The sequence below is a fragment of the Sulfitobacter sp. D7 genome (assembly GCF_003611275.1).
Classification (GTDB): Bacteria; Pseudomonadota; Alphaproteobacteria; order Rhodobacterales; family Rhodobacteraceae; genus Sulfitobacter; species Sulfitobacter profundi.
Map to the genome: position 1 here is coordinate 3,144,125 of NZ_CP020694.1, position 19,352 is coordinate 3,163,476.

Here is a 19,352-nt window from a genome sequence, read left to right on the forward strand (position 1 = left end):
CGTGCTTTCAGAGCACGATCACATCAAGCGGCGGAAATCCATTGAACCCAACCGAACTGTAGGAACTTGTGTAGGCTCCGCAAGCGCGAATCATCACTTTATCGCCATCGCGGAGAGATAAAGGCAGATGAATTGGTCGTTTTTCGTAAAGGATGTCCGCCGAATCGCAAGACGGGCCAGCCAGAACGCAGGGTCCGGTCTCTTCGCCGTCATGCGAGGTGACGATTTGATAGCGAATCGCTTCGCCTTCAGTTTCGGCCAGCCCCGAGAAGCGCCCGATATCCAGATAGACCCAGCGGTGCAGATCGTCCGCGGATTTACGGCTCACCAGCATGACTTCGGCAGCGATGTGACCGGCCTCGGCCACCAGACCACGGCCCGGCTCTGCCATCACTTGCGGCACGTCGCCAAAGCGGGCTTTGACGGCGCGCATCACAGCGGCAGCATAGGCGCGGGGCGCTTCGATGCTTTCGCCGTAAAAGGCTGGGAAGCCACCGCCGAGGTTCAGCAGTTGCAGGTCATGGCCATCCGCACGGGCAGCATGCCACAGCGGCGCGACCTGATCCAACACCGGGTTCCAGAACTCCGCCTTGCGGGTCTGCGAGCCGACGTGGAAGGACAGACCGAAGGGCACGAGGCCCACGGCAACCGCGTGGTTCAACAGCGCAGGCAGCGCGGAACCGGCACAGCCGAATTTGCGGCTAAGCGGCCAGTCTGCCATGGAGTTTTCAACGATCAAGCGCAGATAGACCCGCGCGCCCGGCGCATGGGCGGCGATTTTGTCGAGTTCGGCTTCGCTGTCGGCCGCGAACAGGGTCACGCCAGCGGAATGCGCGAAAGCGATGTCGGAGGCGCGTTTGATGGTGTTACCGAAAGAGATGTTTTCCGGCTTCGCACCTTGGCTGAGGCAAAGCTCAATCTCAGCCCGCGATGCCGCGTCAAAGCCAGAGCCTTTTTTGACCAGAAGACGAATGATTTCCGCCGCCGGGTTCGCTTTCACTGCGTAATGGATATGTGCATCGCCCAGACCGCTATGCAGCGCATCATATTGCGCGGCCACACGCTCGCGGCTGATGACAAGCGTCGGCTTGTCAAAGCTGTTGGCGGCAATATAGGCAGCGGCCGGATCGGCAAATGAATTGGATGCGGTGCGCAGTGCACCGGGTACTGTAGCGTTCATGGTCATCTCCAAAGAGCAGGTGGGGCTGGTTCCCCGCGTGTCGTTTCAAGAGACGTTACCGTCGCTACATAAACGCGGGTCAGTCAGAGTAGGAACTGACCGGCCAGAGGCGCGTGCGTTGGCGTCTGTAATGCGCCACATACGCCGTTTTAGGATTCGTACAAGGGGTAAAATTAGCCGAGATGCAGATTGTTAGGCTTCCTCATCTTCCCAGTCACTACCGATGGGGTCGCGGTCTCTTTTGCGTTCTTCTTTGATCATATCTTTGGTTTCCTGCTCCTCTCCTGGATCGGTTTCTTCGGGGTCACTTTCGGCGGCTTCGGTCCGGGCCAACGCCAAGACAAACCACATGGGGAAGTGATCCGAGCCGATCTTATCAAGTCGGTCCATCTCAAGCAGGCGGAACTGCGGGTCGTGGAACAGGTGATCGAGCGGCCAGCGCATCCACGGCATCGTCGCGCTAAAGGTGTTATACATGCCGCGCCCCACGCGCGGGTCCAGCAGGGCAGAGAGCCGTTGGAAGCGCCGCGTCGTCGTGGACCAAGCTACATCGTTCAGATCACCGGTAACAACGGCGGGCAGCGGATCTTTCTCGGCCTCGATACCGACCATCGCAATCTCGCTGTCGCGCCCCTTGGTATCATGTTCGACCACAGGCGGTTCGGGGTGCACGACATAGAGGCGGAAATCCTCCCCCATCGGCAAATGCACCCGGGCGCGGATCGACGGCACGTCGCGCGTCACCAACTCCCGCACCTCAACCTCCGACAGCGACAGTTTCGACATCACGCAAAGCCCGTAGCCATTGTCGAGCGGCACGTCGATGCGGTGCTCGTAGTTCTTACCCAGCCCGGCATCCAGCGCATCAATCCAATCCTGATCCACTTCGATGGCCATGAAGATATCCGGCACCCGCGCCTCAACAAGGGCGATAAGCTTGCCATAGTCCCGGTTGGATTTCTTGACGTTAGCCGCCAGCAGACTGAAATGGCGGTCCGTCTCGCGGCGCAGCTCGGGCGAGGCGGCGAGAGATTGCTTGCGCCAAATTGGGGTGAACTTGGTGATATAAATCGCCTGAAGCGCTGCCACGCCCAGCATGAGTGCGATGCCAATCATGCCGTAAGTCGTCGTTGGCCCTTGCACCAGCGCGAAGGCGGCGGCCAGCAGCAGCGCCAGACCAAGGAATTGCTCACGTGGAAAGGCCAGCCCCCGGATCGCCCCAAAAGGCAGCTTACTCAGCGGCAGTAGGCTGCACAGTATCAGCAGCCCTGCCAGCCCCCAGATCATCCAGTCCAATGCCGTTTCCAAATCCATCCCCCGGCGCAAAGCGCCTTTTTTTAACAAAGAAAAACAGGGCGCCGAAGAATCCGACGCCCTGTCACTTTAACACATCCTTGTGGCGAAAGTTCCTTCCGCCACACCGCCCTGAAGGGGCTTAGCCCTTGGCCTTGTCTTCATCCTCGTCGTCTTCATCGGTGCTCTCTGGCAGCGAGAAGAAGCTGTCGGCGTCGGAGTAATCGCCCTTGGAATGATCATCTTCCTCTTCGTCGTCCGTGCTGTTGCCGGAGAGGGTGAAGGTCTCCAGACCTTCGATGGCCGTGGGGATTTTGGGCTCGTTGTCCATGCCGAGGCTCTGCTCGGTCGACACCAGCTTGCGGCGCTCGTCGTCGTTCATCACTTCGCCCGCAGCGGCCTTTTTCGCGGCGGCCTTTTGCACGGCGGCGTCAAGCTCGGACTGTTTGCACAGGCCAAGGGCAACCGGGTCGATCGGCTGGATGTTGGCGATGTTCCAATGCGTGCGCTCGCGAATCGCTTGGATCGTCGGCTTGGTGGTGCCCACCAGTTTGCTGACCTGACCGTCGGAAAGTTCGGGGTGGAACTTGACCAGCCACAGGATCGACGCCGGACGGTCCTGACGTTTGCTGAGCGGGGTATAGCGCGGGCCGCGACGTTTCTCTTCGCCCTCGGCGGCGGCGTTGAACTTGAGCTTCAGCTTATGCAGCGGATTGTCCTGCGCCGCGTCGATCTCTTCTTGAGTAAGCTGGTTGTTGGCAACCGGATCAAAACCCTTCACGCCCTGCGCCACGTCGCCATCGGCGATGCCCTGCACTTCCAATTCATGCATGCCGACGAAATCAGCGATCTGCTTGAAGCTGATGGTGGTGTTGTCCACGAGCCAGACGGCGGTGGCTTTGGCCATAATCGGTTTTGCCATGTCACTCTCCTAAAAACGCAATTTTCCCGTCGCCTGAAAGGCTGTCCTGCTTGGCAGAACGGTCTTCATTGTCGGGGAAGTTGGCGGCTGTATACTGTCTCAAACATCATAAGGGAAGACCCAATGCGGCCACTGCGCGCCTGCCTGCTGATCCTCGGGCTGCTTGCCCCCACCGTTACGCTGGCCGAGGGGGAGAGTTCGGGCGAATTCGACTACTACGTCATGTCCCTGTCATGGTCGCCCAACTGGTGCGAATTGACGGGCGACGCGCGGCAGTCTGCGCAATGCGATGCGGATAAGGACCACGGCTGGACCCTACATGGGCTTTGGCCACAATTCACGCGCGGGTATCCGTCCTATTGCCAAAGCGGCCAGCGCCCGCCCAGCCGCGCACAGACCGGGGCGATGGCCGATATCATGGGCACCGGGGGCTTGGCATGGCATCAATGGAAGAAACACGGCTCTTGCAGCGGGCTGGACTCCGCGGATTATTTCGCCCTCTCGCGAGAGGCCTACGCCCGCATCAACCGCCCCGAGGTCTTTCGCAAGCTCGACCGCGCCGTTTCCCTGCCCGCCTCCGTGGTAGAGGAGGCATTCCTCAAAGCGAACCCCGACCTGACCGCACAGGGGGTCACCATCACCTGCAAGCAAGGCCACATCCAAGAGGCGCGCATCTGTCTGTCTCGCAGTCTTGAGTTCATCCCCTGCGGGCCGGACGTTCGGCGGGACTGTACGCTTGATAACGCCCTGTTCACCCCTTTGCGCTAAACCCATCGGGGCGGGTAACTGGGCGAAAACGGGAGAGGCGTAATTTCCTCCCCCGCATTCAATGCCTTTCGGCTCTCTCTCCAACACGGGTGGCTAGCGTCCCGGCCACCCGTGCTATCAGTAAACGAATTAATGGTTAACAATTCGTTACTGATTCAAATTTTATTGGTCTGCCTCGGCGTCCAGCGCGCCACCGACCTTTAGAACGATCTTGCCGATATGGCCGCTGGCCTCCATCCGACGGTGCGCGTCATTCGCCTCGGACAGGTCATAGGTGCTGTCCATCACCGGGGCGACGCGGCCCTGCTCCAACAGGGGCCAGACGTTCTGCAAAAGCTCCTCTGCAATCCGCGCCTTGGCCAGATCGCTTTGCGGGCGCAGGGTCGATCCGGTCATGGTCAGGCGGCGGGTCATCAGGGTGACAAAGTTCACCTCCTGCTTGGCGCCCTGCAGGAAAGCGATCTGCACCAGCCTGCCATCTTCGGCCAAAGCCTTCAGGTTGCGGTTGATATAGCTGCCCCCAACCATATCAAGGATCACATCCGCGCCGCCCTCGGCCTGCAGCACGTCAACGAAATCCGTATCCCGGTAGTTGATCGCCACTTCGGCACCCAGCTTCATGCAGGCCGTGCATTTGCTATCCGTCCCCGCGGTCACAAACACCCGCGCGCCCAAGATACGGGCCAGCTGGATCGCCGTCGTGCCGATGCCGGAAGAGCCACCGTGGATCAGCACTTTCTCCCCAGCCTTAAGCCCGCCCCGCATGAAGAGGTTGGACCAGACGGTAAAGAACGTCTCGGGAAGGCAGGCCGCTTCTTTCAGCCCCATGCCTTCGGGGATCGGCAGGCAATGCGCGGCGGGGGTGGCCACATATTCGGCATAGCCACCGCCGGGCAGCAGGGCGCAAACCAGATCCCCCGGTGCCAGTGTCGTCACGCCGGGGCCGACCTCGACCACCTCGCCCGAGGCCTCCAGCCCCGGCAGATCACTGGCGGTGGGCGGCGGTGCATATTTGCCCGCGCGTTGCAGGGCATCGGGGCGATTCACCCCGGCATAGGCGACCTTGATGATGACCTGCCCATGTTTCGGTTGGGGCCGCGGGCGGGTGGTGCCCTGAAGAACGTCCGGACCGCCGGGTTCGGTGATTTCGATTGCACGCATGGTCTCTGTCATGTCTGAAGTATCCTCGGGTCTGGTTTTGCCGCAGCCTAACTGGCGGCCCCGGGGCGTGCACCCGGAATTTGAAGCCCGACGGAAGTGGGAGAAGGCGGATGCGCGCGCAAGGCAATTTCAGATGGCATCAGGACGCGCGGCTTTTCGCGGGACAATCGGAAGTGCCCCGCGCGCCCGAAGGCCAGCGCGACAGCTTCCGCGCCCTGCCCGCAACCCCGACCTTCGACGCGCTGACGGCCCTTACCACAGCGATCAGCCAGCAGGCCCCCTTTTGCCTCGGCGACCGCCCCCTGCCCGATGACATCGCCTGCCCGCCCGGCGCGTTCCTCACCCTCACCGGGGGCGCGTCGGGCCAACCCAAGGCCGTGCGCCGCAGCCAAGCCTCTTGGATCGCTAGCTTTGACGTGAACGCCGATCGCTTTGCTCTAACCCGCCACGACAGCGTTGCCGTGTTGGGGCAGCTCAGCCATTCCCTGTCGCTCTATGCGGTGTTGGAGGCGCTGCACCTTGGCCTCGACGCGCATATTCTGGCCGATCAGCCCCCCCGCCAGCAAGCGTCGCAGATTGCCACATCGGGGGCGACGATCCTCTATGCCACGCCGACGCAATTACGGCTGCTGGCCCGTGGGGCCGCCGCCCCGCTGCCCTCGCTGCGGCTGGTGCTTTGTGGCGGCGGCGCGCTTGATGCGGCGACGCGGGCGGCGACCGGGCGGCTTTGCCCCCATGCGGCGGTGCATGTGTTTTACGGCGCGGCAGAAACGAGCTTTATCACGCTGGCCGATGCCGCCACGCCCGAAGGATCGGTTGGCCGCCCTTATCCCGGCGTCGAACTGCGGCTTTTGGATGCGGCGGGGCAACCCACTTCAGACGTGGGTGAAATCTGGGTGCGCAGCCCGTACCTTTTCGATGGCTACGCTCTGGGCTGCAGCACCGAGACCCGCAGGCAGGATGGTTTCGTGACCGTGGGCGAGATGGGCGAACTGGATGACAAAGGACAGCTGTGGATCAGAGGGCGGCGGCAGCGCATGGTGCAGATTGCCGATCAACTGGTTTTCCCCGAAGCGGTGGAGACCGTGATCGCCGCGCATACTGGTCTGCCCTGCGCGGTTCTGCCCCGTGACGATGCGCTGCGGGGGCAACATCTGATTGCAGTTGTCGAAGGCACCGCAGAGGCGGCGCGCCCTGAGGAAATCATCGCCAATTGTCGCGCAGCACTCGGCCCACTGGCCGCCCCCCGTCGCGTCTATTTCCGCTCCGAATTGCCGCTGCTGCCTTCGGGCAAGGTCGACCTTCGCGCCCTCGCCGACGGGTTGGAGGGCCAAGCATGACCCGTGCCTACATCGTTTCTGCCTGCCGTAGCCCGGTCGCCCCGCGCGGCGGCGCCTTGGCGCATCTGACTTTGCCCGATCTTGCCGCGCCGGTTCTTTCCGCCGCCCTTGCCCGCGCGGGGTTGGCCCCTGCGCAGGTCGACGAAGTGATCTGCAGCACCGCCCTTGGCCCCGGCGGCAACCCCGCGCGCAGCATCGCCTTGGCGGCGGCGCTGCCCGAACATGTCGCGGGCCTGAGCATTGACCGGCAGTGCGCGGGGGGCTTGGACGCGCTCGCGCTGGCGCGCCAAATGATCCTTGCGGGGGCTGCGGATATCGTTGTGGCGGGCGGGGCGGAAAGCTACTCGCGCCAACCGTTGCGCTACCGCACCTTCGCCGATGGCCGCCCGCCTGAGCCCTATACCCAAGCGCCCTTTACCCCATGGCCCGCGCGTGACCCCGACATGGCGCAAGCCGCCGCTGCGCTTGCCCGGTCGCAGGGTATCACCCGCGAAGCGCAGGATGACTGGGCGGTGGAAAGCCACGCAAAGGCCCGCGCGCAGCTAGCGCCCAAGGCGGAACTCGTACCGCTCGCAAACATCGAAGCCGATACATTCACCCGCCGCCTCACCCCCGCGCTTTGCCGCCGGGCCAAGGTGCTTTCCGGTGAGATCACTGCCGCCAATGCCGCCGTCGCCGCCGATGCCGCGGCCTTTTGCGTCGTTGTCTCAGACCGAATGGCGGCTGAGCTCACCGTGCCAAAGATCGAACTTATCGCCACCGCAACCAAGGGCAGCAAACCCGAAGAGCCGGGACTGGCACCACTGGTGGCGATTGGCGAAGTCTTTCGCCAAACGGGATTAACCGCCAGCGACCTGACCCTCGCCGAGATCATGGAGGCCTATGCCGTGCAGGCCATCGCCTGCGCCACCGGCGCGGGGGTCGCGCCGCAGATCGTCAACATCGGCGGGGGTGCCTTGGCACGCGGGCATCCGATTGGTGCATCGGGTGCGATCAACGCAGTGCGGCTCTGGCATGGATTGGTGGCGCGGGGGTCGGGCACCGGATTGGCGGCGATTGCCGCAGCCGGGGGGATCGGCTCTGCCGCGCTGATGCGGCTGTAGCGGCCCGCCCCCTTTTGGGGGAGCGGGCCAATCGTTTTAGCTGCGCGACAGCACGCTTGCGGGACGCGCCTTGGCCAGACCGGAGGTGATGAAACCCGCCAGCACGGCTTTGATCAGGTCACCGGGGATGAAGGCTTGGACCAGCAGGGTCGCCTCAAGCAGCGTCTTGTTCAGCGTCATCATCATGCCGAAGATGCCAAAGGCATAGACCACAAGGATGCCGCCCAAGACGGCCGAAACCCCGGCGGCCAGACCCACAGGCGCGCTGCGCCACTGGTCCATGATAAAGCCAGTCACAAAGGCACCGATCGGGAAGCCAACGAGGAAACCCACGGTCGGCGAGGCAAAGACGCCCAGACCGCCACGGCCTCCGGCCAAAAGCGGCAGACCAAGCGCCACCAGTGCCACGAACAGCAGTGCGGCAAGACCGCCGCGCCATGCGCCCAGCACCGTGCCACAGAGCATGACGCCCAGCGACTGCGCCGTGATCGGCACGCCAAAGCCGAGCGTGAATTTCGGGATCAGGCCCAATGCCGCAATCAGCGCGGCGAAGAGGGCGATCATTGTCAGATTGCGTTCCATTGAGAGGGTCCTTGAATTAAAGTTTCCAATGCCTAGGCCAGCCCTCTGCCCCGGTCAAGCAATCACAGCCCGCCACGCGCGCGCAGCGCCTCTGCCACATGTTCGGCGTCATCGATGGCCAGCACGGTAAAGGGCATCACGATCCGCCAGCCCGCCCGCCTGCGCGACCGCGCGCGCCACGCCAGCGATAGCATCTGCCCTTTGGCCGCCAGCACCGGCGTGAAACGCACCACCAGCGCCACGGCCAACTCCAGACTGCGGGTTCGGACCCCAAAGCGGCGCAGCGGCGTGGCAAGCCAGCGCACCACCGCCATCATATCGCTGAGTTTCGTGGTCATGGTCACAAGATTGGCCAGCCCCACCGCCGTGACCATGCGCAGCACGATGACAAGGCCGGCCTCTGCATCGCTGGTCAGTATATGCCACAGCAGGATCAACGCCACAAAGGGCCAGAGCATCCGCAACCGCCCCAAGCCGCCCTTTAGAAAAGCCCGCCCCGGCAGGGCGTAAAGCAGCAACATCCCGGCACAAAAGGCGATTTGCCAGACCAGATCCTCGACCCCGAATAGCAACAGTGTCGCCGCACAAAGCGCCCCCAGCTTGGCCCCCGCGGGCCAGCCGTGGGCGCGGGTCTCAACCGGCGAGGTCAGAGAGATCATCGCTCGCCCCCAGTTCCTTCATCCGTGTCTCAAAGGCGCGCAGCACCGGACGCGCGCTGCCTTGCTGGGCGACTTCGCCACCCTCTAGCCAGAGGATGTGATCGTAGCCCGCCACCGCTGCCGGATCGTGGGTGATGTGCACCAGCGTCAAGTCGAGCCCGGCCAAGACCCGTTCAAGATGCAGGCGTGTCGGAATATCGAGCCCGGCAAAGGGTTCGTCGAGCACCAGCACCCGTGGTTGCATCGCCAGAACCGCCATCAGGCAAACCAACTGCCGCTGCCCCTGTGAGAGCTGATGGATCGACACCTGTGCCCAATGACGCTTGTCAAACTGACCAAGGATTGAGGCCACGCCCCGCGCCGCTTCGGCCTTGGATTGACCCATTTGCAGCAGGCCAAAGGCGATTTCCTCCTCCACGGTGGGAAAGATGATCTGATGGTCGGGGTTTTGAAACAGGATGCCGACAGCACCAATCGCCCGGCGGCGGTCGCGGGCCACGTCGATCCCGCCGATCCGCACCTGCCCCTCATCTGCGGCCACCAAGCCCGAGAGAACCCGCGCGAAAGAGGTCTTGCCCGACCCGTTGCGCCCCACGATGCCGATCCGCGAGGCATCTGACCTGAGGCTCACGTCGCGCAGCACCGGCGTGCCTGCGGGGGTGTAGCACACCTTTTCAATATCAATGAGCGGGAGCGTCTGGCTGGTCATTGGGGGCCTGTATAAAACCGGGTGCCCCGACCTACCACCTGCCGGGCGGGCGGGGAAGCCCGCAGTTCGCCCGCAGGTTGCGTCAGCTCGGCGGCGTCCAGCGGCCGGGCAGATCAGGGTCCTGCTGCCCCCGTGGCGCTTTGATGTGGCTCAAAAGCCAGTTAGGCCCGGCCATCAGACGGCTGAGCGTCGGGCTTTCGCGCACTTGGGCCTTGAGCTTTTCGATCTGCATCACGTCGTCGATCCGCCGGTCCAGAAATGACCACGTCGCCTGATGCCCCTCGCTGGCGTCCCCGAGCCAATAGAGCAACGTGGCAGAATACACCCCCGACAGCGTCGCGCGTTTGCTGTACCAGTTTACATCATCCGACGTATCGCCAAGCGCGGTCCAGATTTTATCGCTGGTCTCCCAGATCAGGCCCGCCCCTTCGGGCGCGTGATGCGGCAGGGCGAAAAGCGTGCTGCCCCGGCGGATCGCCTCACGGTCGCCTGCTTCGAGCCGTAGGCGCACGGCCTTGGCGATACGGTCCCTGAACCGGAGTTCCGACAGATCGGCCTGCGCCAAACCTTCCAACATCTTCGCATCGCCGCGTCGGTGATAGGCCACGGCCAGATCGACCGCCCCTCGGGGGCAAACCGCGCGCGCCAGCGCCGGGTCCAGACCGCTGTCCTTGATCGCGGCATTGAACGTCGCGGGCGACCAGCCGTCAAACGGCACATGCATCAATGCGGCATCAAGCATTTGGTCCTGTGGGTCGGCCTTGGGCGGGGTCATGGCGGGCTCCTATCGGGGCGTGATGGGGTGGACAAAGGAGATATAGGCTGTTATAGGCCCATTTCCTGCAATTCCTTGCAACTTTATCCTAGAAAGGTGGTGACAACCACATGCAGGTTAGTGTTCGCGACAACAACGTCGATCAGGCCCTTCGGGCTCTGAAGAAAAAGCTACAGCGCGAAGGCGTTTTCCGTGAAATGAAGCTCAAGCAACATTTCGAGAAACCGTCCGAGAAAAAAGCGCGCGAGAAAGCTGAAGCGATCCGTCGTGCCCGTAAACTGGCACGGAAAAAAGCGCAACGCGAAGGTATGATGTAAATCATTCCCGCGACACGCAACAGATATAGAACCCCCGGTGCCGATGGCAGCGGGGGTTTTGTTTTGTGGGGTACTGGGTGCAGAGCCGGGCAGCGCCAGACCGCGGGGTGGTGCCCGGAACTTCAGCAATCAGGCAATTTATGGTGGCTGGGCTTAGGAAGCACCTCAGGACGGCACGAACCTCAGCAAAAGCGCCAGCCCGTCCGGGCGGTCTGGCGCTGCCCGGCGGCCTTCGGCCTTGATTCCGGGCTGCTCCGCTTGGAACCTCCGCCGCACCGTCCAACTACACCGGCAGCGCCGTCGTCTTGCACACCGTCCGCAACGCGAAACTCGACTGCATCTGCGCCACCCCCGGCAGCCGCGCCAAATGCTGGCGATGGATTCGGGCAAAATCCTCGGTGTTCTCCGCCACGATCTTCAACAGGTAATCCGCCGTTCCCGCCATCAGATGACATTCCAACACATCGGGAATGCGCGAGACCGACTTCTCAAAGGCTTCCAACACCTCTTCGGCCTGCGCCTGCAGGGTGATCTCAACAAACACCGTGGTCGGCATATCCAGCTTGCGCGGGTCAAGCAGGGCGACATAATCGCGGATATAGCCCTCTTTCTCCAACCGCTGCACACGGCGATGACAGGCCGAGGGCGACAGATGCACCACTTCCGACAATTCGGCATTGGACATCCGCCCGTTGCGCTGCAAAGCGCGCAGAACACGCCGATCAATCTCATCCAAGGCCATATGCGCAATACTTTCGCGTAACAATGCGTTCAGACGCGATTATATTCGAAGAATGAGCCCCATGGCGACCCCAAATTCGCAGCGATATGCACGGCGGCTGTGATAATCCTGTCCCACTACGGAGGAGGAGTGACCCCCATGAAAATCGGATGCCCGACAGAAATCAAACCGCAGGAATTCCGCGTCGGCCTGACGCCCAATGCCGCACAAGAAGCCATCGCCCACGGACATGAGGTCATCGTGCAGGCAGGGGCGGGCGTCGGCGCGGGTTTTGAAGATGCGGATTATACCGCCGCAGGTGCCACCATCATCGACACGGCCAAGGAAATCTTTGCCAGCGCCGATATGATCGTCAAGGTGAAGGAGCCACAGGCGGGCGAACGCAAAATGCTGCGCGAAGGGCAATTGCTCTTTACCTATCTGCACCTCGCGCCCGACCCGGATCAGACGCATGATCTGCTGGCCTCGGGCTGTACCGCGATTGCCTATGAAACCGTGACCGACCGGAATGGCGGGCTGCCCCTCTTGGCACCGATGTCCGAAGTCGCGGGGCGTCTGGCACCGCAGGTCGGTGCTTGGACACTGCAAAAGGCCAATGGCGGACGCGGCGTGTTGATGGGCGGGGTGCCCGGTGTTGGCCCGGCCAAGGTTATGGTCATCGGCGGCGGCGTCGTCGGCACCCATGCGGCACGGATTGCCGCAGGCATGGGCGCGGATGTGACCGTGTTGGATCGTTCGCTGCCCCGGATGCGCTATCTTGATGACATCTATGGCGGCACCTTCAAAACCGCCTATGCCAGCGCGGGCAACACCATCGAATTGGCGCGCCAAGCCGATATGATCATCGGCGCGGTGCTGATCCCCGGTGCCGCAGCGCCCAAGCTGATCAGCCGCGCGCAACTGTCCGAACTCAAACCCGGCGCGGCGCTGGTCGACGTGGCCATTGACCAAGGCGGCTGTTTCGAGACCTCCAAGGCGACCACCCACCAAGACCCGGTTTATGAGGTCGACGGCGTCATGCACTACTGCGTGGCCAACATGCCCGGCGCCGTGGCGCGCACCTCGACCATCGCGCTTGGCAATGCCACCATGCCTTTCATGCTGGCACTGGCAGATAAGGGCTGGAAACAGGCCTGCGCGGATGACCCCCACCTCAAGGCCGGGCTCAACGTGCACGCGGGTAAGCTGACCTATGCCGCCGTGGGCGACGCGCTTGGGATCGACAGCATCACCGCAGATCAAGCCATCGCGGGTTAAACGCCACCGGTGAGACACGAAAGGCCCGCCAATCTGGCGGGCCTTTCTCATGCGATAGCGCCGCTTAGCGCGTTTTCAAAGCATCCCGAATTTCCAACAATACATCAAGCTGCGATGGACCGGTCTTGACCTCTGGCGCCACCTCATCAGGCTTTTCCGCAGCCGATTTCACGCGGTTCACCATCTTCACCAAGATGAAGACGACGAAGGCGATGATGAAAAAGTTGATCACGGCCATCAGGAACGAGCCGTAAGCAAAGACCGACGCGCCCGCCTCTCGGGCCTGCTCTAACGAGGCATTCGCAGGCACATCCCCGGAAAGCACCGCGTAGTTGTTGGTGAAATCCACCCCACCGGTGAAAAGCCCGACGATCGGGTTGATCAGGTCGGCCACCAACGACGACACGATCGCCGTAAAGGCCGCGCCGACGATGATACCTACGGCCATGTCCATAACATTGCCCTTGGCGATGAAATCCTTGAATTCTTGAATCACAGTTCTGTCCCTATTCCACGTCGCGCCGATACCCTCGCCGTCATACCCGATAGTGGGGACTGCGGCACATTGGGGTCAATAAAGTTTTCAGGTGAACCGCCCGATTTGCGGCTTCGGGCAGGCCTATTGCCGAAAACAGACCCGCAAAAGCGCGCCATTGGCGCTGAAATCGGTGCTCAGCCGCCCGCTTAGCTGTTCAGCCGCCGTCGCCATCAACAACCGCCCAAGGCCGGTGCTATCGGCACCCGAAACGGCACCGTTATGCCCGCGACCATTGTCCCGACACTCCAAAAGCCAGCTCTCGCCCCCCTCCTGCCGACGCAGAGAAATCCTGATCTCTCCTGCCCGATCCCCGACAAAGGCGTGTTTGATCGAATTGGCCACGAACTCGCTCACGATCATGCCAAGCGCCGAGGCTTGCACGGCCTGCAACTCGCCCGGCTCGGCCTCGCAAAAGATGGTGACGTGATCCGGCGCGCTGGCGGCGAGAAGTTTGTTCAACTGCTCAAGGTAGGAAGAGGTTTGCACCTTGCCTTTGCCGCCCTGCCCCATCAATTCGCTGTGCAGCGATGCCACTGCCCCGAAACGCCGCTCTACAAGGGCGAGTACATCCTTTGCGTCGGGGTCTTGCACCTTGCGCGTCGCCATCCGCAGCAGGGACGCGATGGTCTGGAACGAGTTTTTCACCCGGTGGTCCATCTCGGCGCGTAGGGCGGCCTCGATGCGGATTTTCTTGCGCAGTTCCAACTGCATCATCACGTGACGCGACAGGGTTTGCAGCGCTTGGCGTTGGAAGTCGTTCAGGGTGCGCGGCTTGGTATCCAGCACGCAAAGCGTGCCGATCGGTTGGCCGTTCGGCGCGACAAGGTTCGCCCCGGCATAGAATTTCACCCGCGGGTCGCCCACATAGAGCGGGTTGTCCACGGTGCGCGAATCGGCCCCCATATCCGAGATCTCGGTATAGCCCCCATCAAGGATAGCGTGAGAGCAGACCGATTGATCCAAACCGGTCTCCTGCGGCTCAAACCCCACACGGGCCTTGAACCATTGACGCTTTTCGTCAACCAGACTGATTAGAGAGACGGGCGTTTCGCAGATCTTGGACGCAAGCTCGACGATATCGTCGAAATCCGCTTCGGCTTCGGTATCAAGAATATCATAGGAATAGAGCGTCTCAAGACGCGCATCCTGCTCTGCGGGCGTGTCGGCTAAAATGGACCCTCTCCTTCCAAAGTTAACCCGCCACGCAACTTTGGCACGGCAGCGGGGGTCGGATTTGGCCTGCCTTTCGGGGGGCAGATCAAGGCTGATGAACCTCCAGCTAGTGAAGGTTTAGCCCGCAAGGCAGCGGCGTCCACTACGCTGCCGAATCGATTCGCACTTAAGCCCTTGATAGATGTTAAATTTTAAGGCGGCTAGCCCTGCTGCCGCGTCACCCCGGCAGGGTACCGGTGAGCACATAGCGCAGAATCTCGACCACCTGAGCCGGTTCGGAGGCCACGGCCAGCGCCGCGGCATCGACTTCCTTTAGCGCATGGGCATGGTCGGGGCCGTGCAGGATGATCAGCGATTTGCCCAAAGCGGCGGCATAGCCTGCGTCAAAGGCCGCATTCCACTGCTTGTATTGCTCGCCAAAGCGCACCACGACCACATCCGCTTCGGCAATCGCCTTGCGGGTGCGAATCGCGTTGATCTGCGCGCCCTTGCGGTCATGCCAGAACTTGTCGGCCTCTTCCCCAAGGATCGCCACGCCGCAATCGTCGCTGGCGGCGTGGTCGGTGACCGGCGCGGTGAAGGTCACCTCAAGGCTGCGCGCCCCTTCGATGATCTGTTCGCGCCAATCGGTGTGGATTTCACCGGAGAGATAGACTTTCATTGCTCGTCCTTTCGTTCAGCCGCGCAGCACGCCGCCCGTTGCTTTGGTCACTTTCTCGACAACCTTAGCACCCACGGCTTCGATGTCTGCATCCTTCAGCGTCTTGTCGCTGGGCTGCAACCGCACAGTGATCGCAAGGGATTTCTTGCCCTCGCCAAGGCTGCCGCCGATGAACTCGTCAAAAACGCGCACGTCTTCGATCAGGTTCTTATCGGCCCCCTTGGCCGCATTCACCAGCGTCAGCGCCTCGACATCCGCATCGACGACAAAGGCAAAGTCACGCTCGACCGCTTGCAGGTCACTGATCTGCAAGGCCGGGCGCGTGGCACCGGATTTGCGCGGCAGCGGCACTTCGGCGGGATAAATGGTGAAGGCCATCGCGGGGCCTTTGACGTCCATCGCGGCCAGCACGCGGGGATGCACTTCGCCAAAGATGCCGAGCACTTTTTTCGGGCCAAGGCAGACCTTGCCGTGACGGCCCGGATGCCACCAATCCGCCGCGCCGCGCAGGACCTGCACCTTGGCGGGCGCGCCGATGGCCGCCAGCACAGCTTCGGCATCGGCTTTGACGTCATAGACATCCACCGCCCGCGCCGCGCCATGCACGTCACGCGGACCGGTGCGGCCCACCAGCAGGCCGCTGACCATGATCTGCTCTTCGCCCGGCTCACCGCCCGAGAACGCGGGGCCGACCTCAAACAGTGCCATGTCGGCAAAGCCGCGCGCCTGATTGCGGGCGGCTGCTTGCAGCAGACCGGGCAGCAGATCGGGGCGCATGTGGCTCATGTCCGACGAGATCGGGTTTTCCAGCCGTGTCTCATCCGTACCGCCGCCGAACAGCGCGGCAGAGGCTTGGTCGACGAAGCTGTAAGACACACATTCGTTGTAGCCGAGCGCCGCCGCCGTGCGCCGGGCGGTAACCACGCGGCGCTGCATGGGCGAGAGTACGGGGCGCGGCACGCCCGTTGTCAGACGCGGCAGCGGCTTGCCTTCGAGTTTGGTGAGCGACGCAATCCGCGCGACCTCCTCCACCAGATCGGCCTCGCCCTGCACATCGGGCCGCCAGCTTGGCACCTGCGCCATGTCACCGTCGAGCTGGAAGCCAAGGGCGGTCAGTGTCTGGCGTTGGTCGCTTTCAGGGATCGTCATGCCCACGAGCGACTGCACCTTCTCGGCGTCCAGCTTGTAGGCGCGGCTGGTGTCAGGCACTTGGCCCGCGACCACAACCTCAGACGCCTCGCCGCCCGCGTGATCCAGGATCATCCGCGTGGCATGTTCGATACCATAGGGCGTCCATGCCGGGTCCACACCGCGCTCAAAACGGTAGCGCGCGTCCGAGTTGATCTTGAGCGCGCGGCCCGCATAGGCGATCTGCACCGGGTCCCAATAGGCGCTTTCGACAAAGACGTTCACCGTGTCTTCGGTCACGCCTGTGGCCTCACCGCCCATGATGCCCGCGATGCTTTCCACGCCGCTGTCGTCGGAGATGACCACCTGGCCCGCCTGCAGGGTATAGGTCTTTTCATCCAGCGCCACGATCTCTTCGCCGCCCTTGGCGCGGTGAACGCGCAGGTTGCCTTTGACCTTATCGGCGTCAAAGACGTGCAGCGGACGGTTGCGGTCGAAGGTGAAGAAGTTGGTCACATCCACGAGGAAAGAGATCGGACGCAGCCCAATCGCGCGCAGGCAATCTTGTAGCCACGCCGGGCTGGGGCCGTTCTTCACGCCCTTAATCACGCGGCCATAGAACACCGGGCAACCGTCGAGCGTATCATCGTCGATGCTGACGCTGATCGGCGCGGCAAAGCTGCCTTCAACCGCATCGCAATCACGCGGCTTCAGCTTGCCCAAGCCCCGCGCCGCGAGGTCACGCGCAATGCCGCGCACGCCGAGCGCATCGGGGCGGTTGGGGGTGATGGCGATCTCGATCACCGGGTCGACCTTGGCGGGGTCATTCTCTGCCAGCCAATCGATGAAACGGTCCCCGACCTTGCCCGAGGGCAGCTCGATGATGCCGTCGTGCTCCTCGCTCAGCTCCATCTCGCGCTCGGAGGCCATCATGCCAAAGCTCTCGACGCCGCGAATTTTGCCGACGCCGATGGTGGTATCGATCCCCGGCACATAGACGCCCGGCTTGGCCACGACGACGGTGATGCCCGCGCGGGCATTCGGCGCGCCGCAGATGATCTGCATGACGCCTTCGTCGGTTTCCACCTGACAGACGTTCAGCCGGTCGGCATCGGGGTGTTTCTCGGCGGATTGCACATAGCCGAGGGTAAAGTCAGCCAGCTTCGCCGCCGGATTTTCGACGCCTTCGACTTCGAGGCCGAGGTCGGTCAGGGCATAGGTGATCTCATCAATCGACGCCGTGGTGTCGAGATGGTCCTTGAGCCAGGAGAGGGTGAATTTCATGATGTCATTCTCTTATATTGCCAGGCGGACAAGCATTCGCTGATAAACTCATGCCAAACAAAAGCGAACATGAGTAAGACAATAGCCAATACGAACAGCCAGTTACCTACAGAGTGGAAACGTTCAATACGGCGCAGGAAGCCCGCAACGATTTTTTCCCATTCAGCTAAGTCTTTAAGCCCAAATACCGCGACAGAACGTAGTCCCCCTTGACTGGAGACTACCCCCATGTGCGACATGGAAAGCAAGTAGAAAGCCGTCGAGAGCAGCGATAGAATGAGAGCGAAAAGAAGCATAGCGACTGTCATAGAATCTAGCTTCAGCAAATCTTGCCCAATCGCATCAGGACCAAAGATGCTCACAGCGCCTAACAGACCGATTAAGCCGGTGACCATTGTAACTGCCCGCTGAGATCGATTCTGGATATTCTTGACAATTTGCAATGCTCGATCAACTTTGTTGGGCTGCCATTCGCAAACGTCTTCATTTGTGCACAATGGACAGCTATGAGCAAAATTATCCGAACTGTCGCAAAAACTCCCATGCTCAACACAAAAGTATCGCCCTCGATTAACCATTAAGAAATGGTAAGTCACCTACTCAACCCACCATGCAAATTCGGCTGATCCAAGCTCGCGAACCCATAATGCCGCAGCCAGCGCAGGTCTGAATCAAAGAACGCCCGCAAATCCGGAATCCCATATTTCAGCATCGCGATGCGGTCGATCCCCATGCCAAAGGCAAAGCCCTGCCATTCGTTCGGGTCAATCCCGCCCGCCTGCAACACCTTGGGGTGCACCATGCCGGAGCCCAACACTTCCATCCAGCCGTCGCCCTCGCCAATACGCAGTTGGCCGTCGACCCAAGAACATTGGATGTCGACCTCGGCCGAAGGCTCGGTGAACGGAAAATGCGACGCGCGAAAGCGGGTCTTGATGCCGTCGATCTCGAAAAACGCGGCGAAAAACTCCTCAAGCGTCCACTTGAGGTTCGCCATCGAGATGTCCTTGTCGATCGCCAGCCCCTCGACCTGATGGAACATCGGCGTGTGGGTCTGGTCGTAGTCCGCACGGTAGACCCCGCCGGGGCAGATGATGCGCAGGGGCGCGCCTTCGGCCTCCATCGTGCGGATCTGCACCGGCGAGGTGTGGGTGCGCAGCACGTGGGGGGCGCGGTCGTCGCCCTCGGCACGGGCCATGTAAAACGTGTCCATCTCAGCCCGCGCGGGGTGGTGGCCGGGGATGTTCAGCGCGTCGAAGTTGTACCAATCGGTGTCGATACGCGGGCCTTCGGCGACCGAAAAACCCATCTCGGCAAAGATCGCGGTCAGCTCTTCGGTCACTTGGCTGACCGGATGGATGCTGCCCTGACGCTGGTGCCGCGTGGGCAGGGTCACGTCGAGCCATTCGCTGCGCAGACGCTCATCCAACGCGGCATCGCCAAGTGCTGCCTTCTTGGCGGACAGCGCCGAGTTGATCTCATCCTTCAGCGCGTTCAGCGCGGGGCCAGCGACCTGCCGCTCTTCGGGGGTCATCTTGCCCAGCTCGCGCATTTTCAGGGCCACTTCGCCCTTTTTGCCCACGGCGGCCAGCCGGATGTCTTCCAGCGCGGATTCGTCGCCAGCATCGGCGATTTGGCTCAGGTACTTTTGCTTCAGATCGTCCATGACAGGCCCTTGGAATAATACCCCGTCCTGCTAGCCCTCTCGCCCCTCGAATGCAAGCCGTAGGGGTTGTAGCGGCATGGGGGAACCACCACCT

The 19,352-nt window shown here is 62.1% G+C and carries 20 protein-coding genes; 5 read left to right on the plus strand and 15 right to left on the minus strand.

Annotation, left to right across the window (positions count from 1 at the left end; all coding sequences use genetic code 11):
• Positions 1 to 7: 7 nt before the first annotated feature.
• The 3 genes from B5M07_RS15395 to B5M07_RS15405 all read right to left on the minus strand — a co-directional run bounded on the left by B5M07_RS15395 (position 8) and on the right by B5M07_RS15405 (position 3,395).
• Entirely contained in the window at positions 8 to 1,186 is a 1,179-nt protein-coding gene (locus tag B5M07_RS15395) for a type III PLP-dependent enzyme (RefSeq protein ID WP_120351930.1), read from the minus strand.
• Between the two features lie 186 nt (positions 1,187 to 1,372).
• A complete protein-coding gene (locus tag B5M07_RS15400) occupies positions 1,373 to 2,494 on the minus strand; it encodes an endonuclease/exonuclease/phosphatase family protein (protein WP_120351931.1) in 1,122 nt (373 codons plus the stop codon).
• A 121-nt stretch (positions 2,495 to 2,615) separates the two neighbouring features.
• Positions 2,616 to 3,395, minus strand: a complete 780-nt coding sequence (locus tag B5M07_RS15405; RefSeq protein ID WP_120351932.1) for a DUF1013 domain-containing protein — start codon at positions 3,393 to 3,395, stop codon at positions 2,616 to 2,618.
• A gap of 123 nt (positions 3,396 to 3,518) precedes the next feature.
• Between B5M07_RS15405 and B5M07_RS15410 the strand changes: the two genes are divergently transcribed.
• A complete protein-coding gene (locus B5M07_RS15410; RefSeq protein WP_120351933.1) occupies positions 3,519 to 4,163 on the plus strand; it encodes a ribonuclease T2 family protein in 645 nt (214 codons plus the stop codon).
• Positions 4,164 to 4,325: 162 nt separating this feature from the next.
• On the opposite strand, the gene B5M07_RS15415 is transcribed toward B5M07_RS15410, so the two are convergent.
• Positions 4,326 to 5,336 carry an NAD(P)H-quinone oxidoreductase gene (locus B5M07_RS15415; protein ID WP_067624857.1) on the minus strand — a complete coding sequence of 337 codons (1,011 nt, stop codon included), beginning with the start codon at positions 5,334 to 5,336 and terminating at the stop codon, positions 4,326 to 4,328.
• Between the two features lie 98 nt (positions 5,337 to 5,434).
• On the opposite strand from B5M07_RS15415, the gene B5M07_RS15420 reads away from it, so the two are divergent.
• Positions 5,435 to 6,664, plus strand: coding sequence for an AMP-binding protein (locus B5M07_RS15420; protein ID WP_120351934.1), 1,230 nt, complete (start codon positions 5,435 to 5,437; stop codon positions 6,662 to 6,664).
• Positions 6,661 to 7,767: a thiolase family protein gene (locus B5M07_RS15425; protein ID WP_120351935.1), complete on the plus strand. Its 1,107-nt coding sequence runs from the start codon at positions 6,661 to 6,663 to the stop codon at positions 7,765 to 7,767. Before B5M07_RS15420 ends, B5M07_RS15425 begins: the two co-directional genes overlap by 4 nt.
• A 36-nt stretch (positions 7,768 to 7,803) precedes the next feature.
• Here B5M07_RS15425 and B5M07_RS15430 read toward each other — a convergent pair whose 3' ends face one another.
• The 4 genes from B5M07_RS15430 to B5M07_RS15445 all read right to left on the minus strand — a co-directional run bounded on the left by B5M07_RS15430 (position 7,804) and on the right by B5M07_RS15445 (position 10,492).
• Positions 7,804 to 8,349 (minus strand): biotin transporter BioY, encoded by a 546-nt coding sequence (locus tag B5M07_RS15430; RefSeq protein WP_120351936.1) that lies wholly within the window; start codon positions 8,347 to 8,349, stop codon positions 7,804 to 7,806.
• 62 nt (positions 8,350 to 8,411) lie between these two features.
• Positions 8,412 to 9,008, minus strand: coding sequence for an energy-coupling factor transporter transmembrane component T (locus B5M07_RS15435; protein WP_120351937.1), 597 nt, complete (start codon positions 9,006 to 9,008; stop codon positions 8,412 to 8,414).
• Entirely contained in the window at positions 8,983 to 9,717 is a 735-nt protein-coding gene (locus B5M07_RS15440; protein WP_120351938.1) for an energy-coupling factor ABC transporter ATP-binding protein, read from the minus strand. Before B5M07_RS15440 ends, B5M07_RS15435 begins: the two co-directional genes overlap by 26 nt.
• 82 nt (positions 9,718 to 9,799) lie before the next feature.
• On the minus strand, positions 9,800 to 10,492 hold the full coding sequence (locus tag B5M07_RS15445) for a COQ9 family protein (protein WP_120351939.1): 693 nt from the start codon (positions 10,490 to 10,492) through the stop codon (positions 9,800 to 9,802).
• Positions 10,493 to 10,602: 110 nt separating this feature from the next.
• Here B5M07_RS15445 and rpsU point away from each other — a divergent pair, with 110 nt between their 5' ends.
• On the plus strand, positions 10,603 to 10,809 hold the full coding sequence (gene rpsU / locus B5M07_RS15450; protein ID WP_007118112.1) for a 30S ribosomal protein S21: 207 nt from the start codon (positions 10,603 to 10,605) through the stop codon (positions 10,807 to 10,809).
• 283 nt (positions 10,810 to 11,092) lie between these two features.
• On the opposite strand, the gene B5M07_RS15455 is transcribed toward rpsU, so the two are convergent.
• Positions 11,093 to 11,551, minus strand: coding sequence for an Lrp/AsnC family transcriptional regulator (locus tag B5M07_RS15455; RefSeq protein ID WP_120351940.1), 459 nt, complete (start codon positions 11,549 to 11,551; stop codon positions 11,093 to 11,095).
• A 138-nt stretch (positions 11,552 to 11,689) separates the two neighbouring features.
• Between B5M07_RS15455 and ald the strand changes: the two genes are divergently transcribed.
• On the plus strand, positions 11,690 to 12,808 hold the full coding sequence (gene ald, locus B5M07_RS15460) for an alanine dehydrogenase (RefSeq protein ID WP_067937958.1): 1,119 nt from the start codon (positions 11,690 to 11,692) through the stop codon (positions 12,806 to 12,808).
• 64 nt (positions 12,809 to 12,872) lie between these two features.
• On the opposite strand, the gene mscL is transcribed toward ald, so the two are convergent.
• The 6 genes from mscL to pheS form a co-directional block, all read right to left on the minus strand.
• The gene (gene mscL, locus B5M07_RS15465; protein ID WP_067937956.1) at positions 12,873 to 13,304 is read right to left on the minus strand and encodes a large conductance mechanosensitive channel protein MscL; all 432 of its coding nucleotides are present in this window, start codon (positions 13,302 to 13,304) and stop codon (positions 12,873 to 12,875) included.
• Between the two features lie 123 nt (positions 13,305 to 13,427).
• The gene (locus tag B5M07_RS15470) at positions 13,428 to 14,615 is read right to left on the minus strand and encodes a histidine kinase dimerization/phosphoacceptor domain -containing protein (protein ID WP_317391035.1); all 1,188 of its coding nucleotides are present in this window, start codon (positions 14,613 to 14,615) and stop codon (positions 13,428 to 13,430) included.
• Between the two features lie 121 nt (positions 14,616 to 14,736).
• Positions 14,737 to 15,180 (minus strand): YtoQ family protein, encoded by a 444-nt coding sequence (locus B5M07_RS15475; protein ID WP_120351942.1) that lies wholly within the window; start codon positions 15,178 to 15,180, stop codon positions 14,737 to 14,739.
• A gap of 15 nt (positions 15,181 to 15,195) precedes the next feature.
• Entirely contained in the window at positions 15,196 to 17,592 is a 2,397-nt protein-coding gene (gene pheT / locus B5M07_RS15480; protein ID WP_120351943.1) for a phenylalanine--tRNA ligase subunit beta, read from the minus strand.
• Positions 17,589 to 18,188: a hypothetical protein gene (locus B5M07_RS15485; protein ID WP_162931882.1), complete on the minus strand. Its 600-nt coding sequence runs from the start codon at positions 18,186 to 18,188 to the stop codon at positions 17,589 to 17,591. The genes pheT and B5M07_RS15485 overlap by 4 nt, the downstream gene beginning before the upstream one ends.
• On the minus strand, positions 18,185 to 19,258 hold the full coding sequence (pheS, locus tag B5M07_RS15490; protein WP_120351945.1) for a phenylalanine--tRNA ligase subunit alpha: 1,074 nt from the start codon (positions 19,256 to 19,258) through the stop codon (positions 18,185 to 18,187). Before pheS ends, B5M07_RS15485 begins: the two co-directional genes overlap by 4 nt.
• Positions 19,259 to 19,352: the final 94 nt, after the last annotated feature.

What these genes read in the sequence shown, in the direction of transcription:
- B5M07_RS15475 (WP_120351942.1), bottom strand. Translation starts at nt 15,180, where the DNA reads ATGAAAGTCTATCTCTCCGGTGAAATCCACACCGATTGGCGCGAACAG.
- B5M07_RS15435 (WP_120351937.1), bottom strand. Translation starts at nt 9,008, where the DNA reads ATGATCTCTCTGACCTCGCCGGTTGAGACCCGCGCCCACGGCTGGCCC.
- pheT (WP_120351943.1), bottom strand. Translation starts at nt 17,592, where the DNA reads ATGAAATTCACCCTCTCCTGGCTCAAGGACCATCTCGACACCACGGCG.
- B5M07_RS15445 (WP_120351939.1), bottom strand. Translation starts at nt 10,492, where the DNA reads ATGACCCCGCCCAAGGCCGACCCACAGGACCAAATGCTTGATGCCGCA.
- B5M07_RS15405 (WP_120351932.1), bottom strand. Translation starts at nt 3,395, where the DNA reads ATGGCAAAACCGATTATGGCCAAAGCCACCGCCGTCTGGCTCGTGGAC.
- B5M07_RS15440 (WP_120351938.1), bottom strand. Translation starts at nt 9,717, where the DNA reads ATGACCAGCCAGACGCTCCCGCTCATTGATATTGAAAAGGTGTGCTAC.
- ald (WP_067937958.1), top strand. Translation starts at nt 11,690, where the DNA reads ATGAAAATCGGATGCCCGACAGAAATCAAACCGCAGGAATTCCGCGTC.
- B5M07_RS15430 (WP_120351936.1), bottom strand. Translation starts at nt 8,349, where the DNA reads ATGGAACGCAATCTGACAATGATCGCCCTCTTCGCCGCGCTGATTGCG.
- B5M07_RS15415 (WP_067624857.1), bottom strand. Translation starts at nt 5,336, where the DNA reads ATGACAGAGACCATGCGTGCAATCGAAATCACCGAACCCGGCGGTCCG.
- B5M07_RS15410 (WP_120351933.1), top strand. Translation starts at nt 3,519, where the DNA reads ATGCGGCCACTGCGCGCCTGCCTGCTGATCCTCGGGCTGCTTGCCCCC.
- B5M07_RS15400 (WP_120351931.1), bottom strand. Translation starts at nt 2,494, where the DNA reads ATGGATTTGGAAACGGCATTGGACTGGATGATCTGGGGGCTGGCAGGG.
- rpsU (WP_007118112.1), top strand. Translation starts at nt 10,603, where the DNA reads ATGCAGGTTAGTGTTCGCGACAACAACGTCGATCAGGCCCTTCGGGCT.
- B5M07_RS15425 (WP_120351935.1), top strand. Translation starts at nt 6,661, where the DNA reads ATGACCCGTGCCTACATCGTTTCTGCCTGCCGTAGCCCGGTCGCCCCG.
- pheS (WP_120351945.1), bottom strand. Translation starts at nt 19,258, where the DNA reads ATGGACGATCTGAAGCAAAAGTACCTGAGCCAAATCGCCGATGCTGGC.
- B5M07_RS15395 (WP_120351930.1), bottom strand. Translation starts at nt 1,186, where the DNA reads ATGACCATGAACGCTACAGTACCCGGTGCACTGCGCACCGCATCCAAT.
- B5M07_RS15420 (WP_120351934.1), top strand. Translation starts at nt 5,435, where the DNA reads ATGCGCGCGCAAGGCAATTTCAGATGGCATCAGGACGCGCGGCTTTTC.
- B5M07_RS15455 (WP_120351940.1), bottom strand. Translation starts at nt 11,551, where the DNA reads ATGGCCTTGGATGAGATTGATCGGCGTGTTCTGCGCGCTTTGCAGCGC.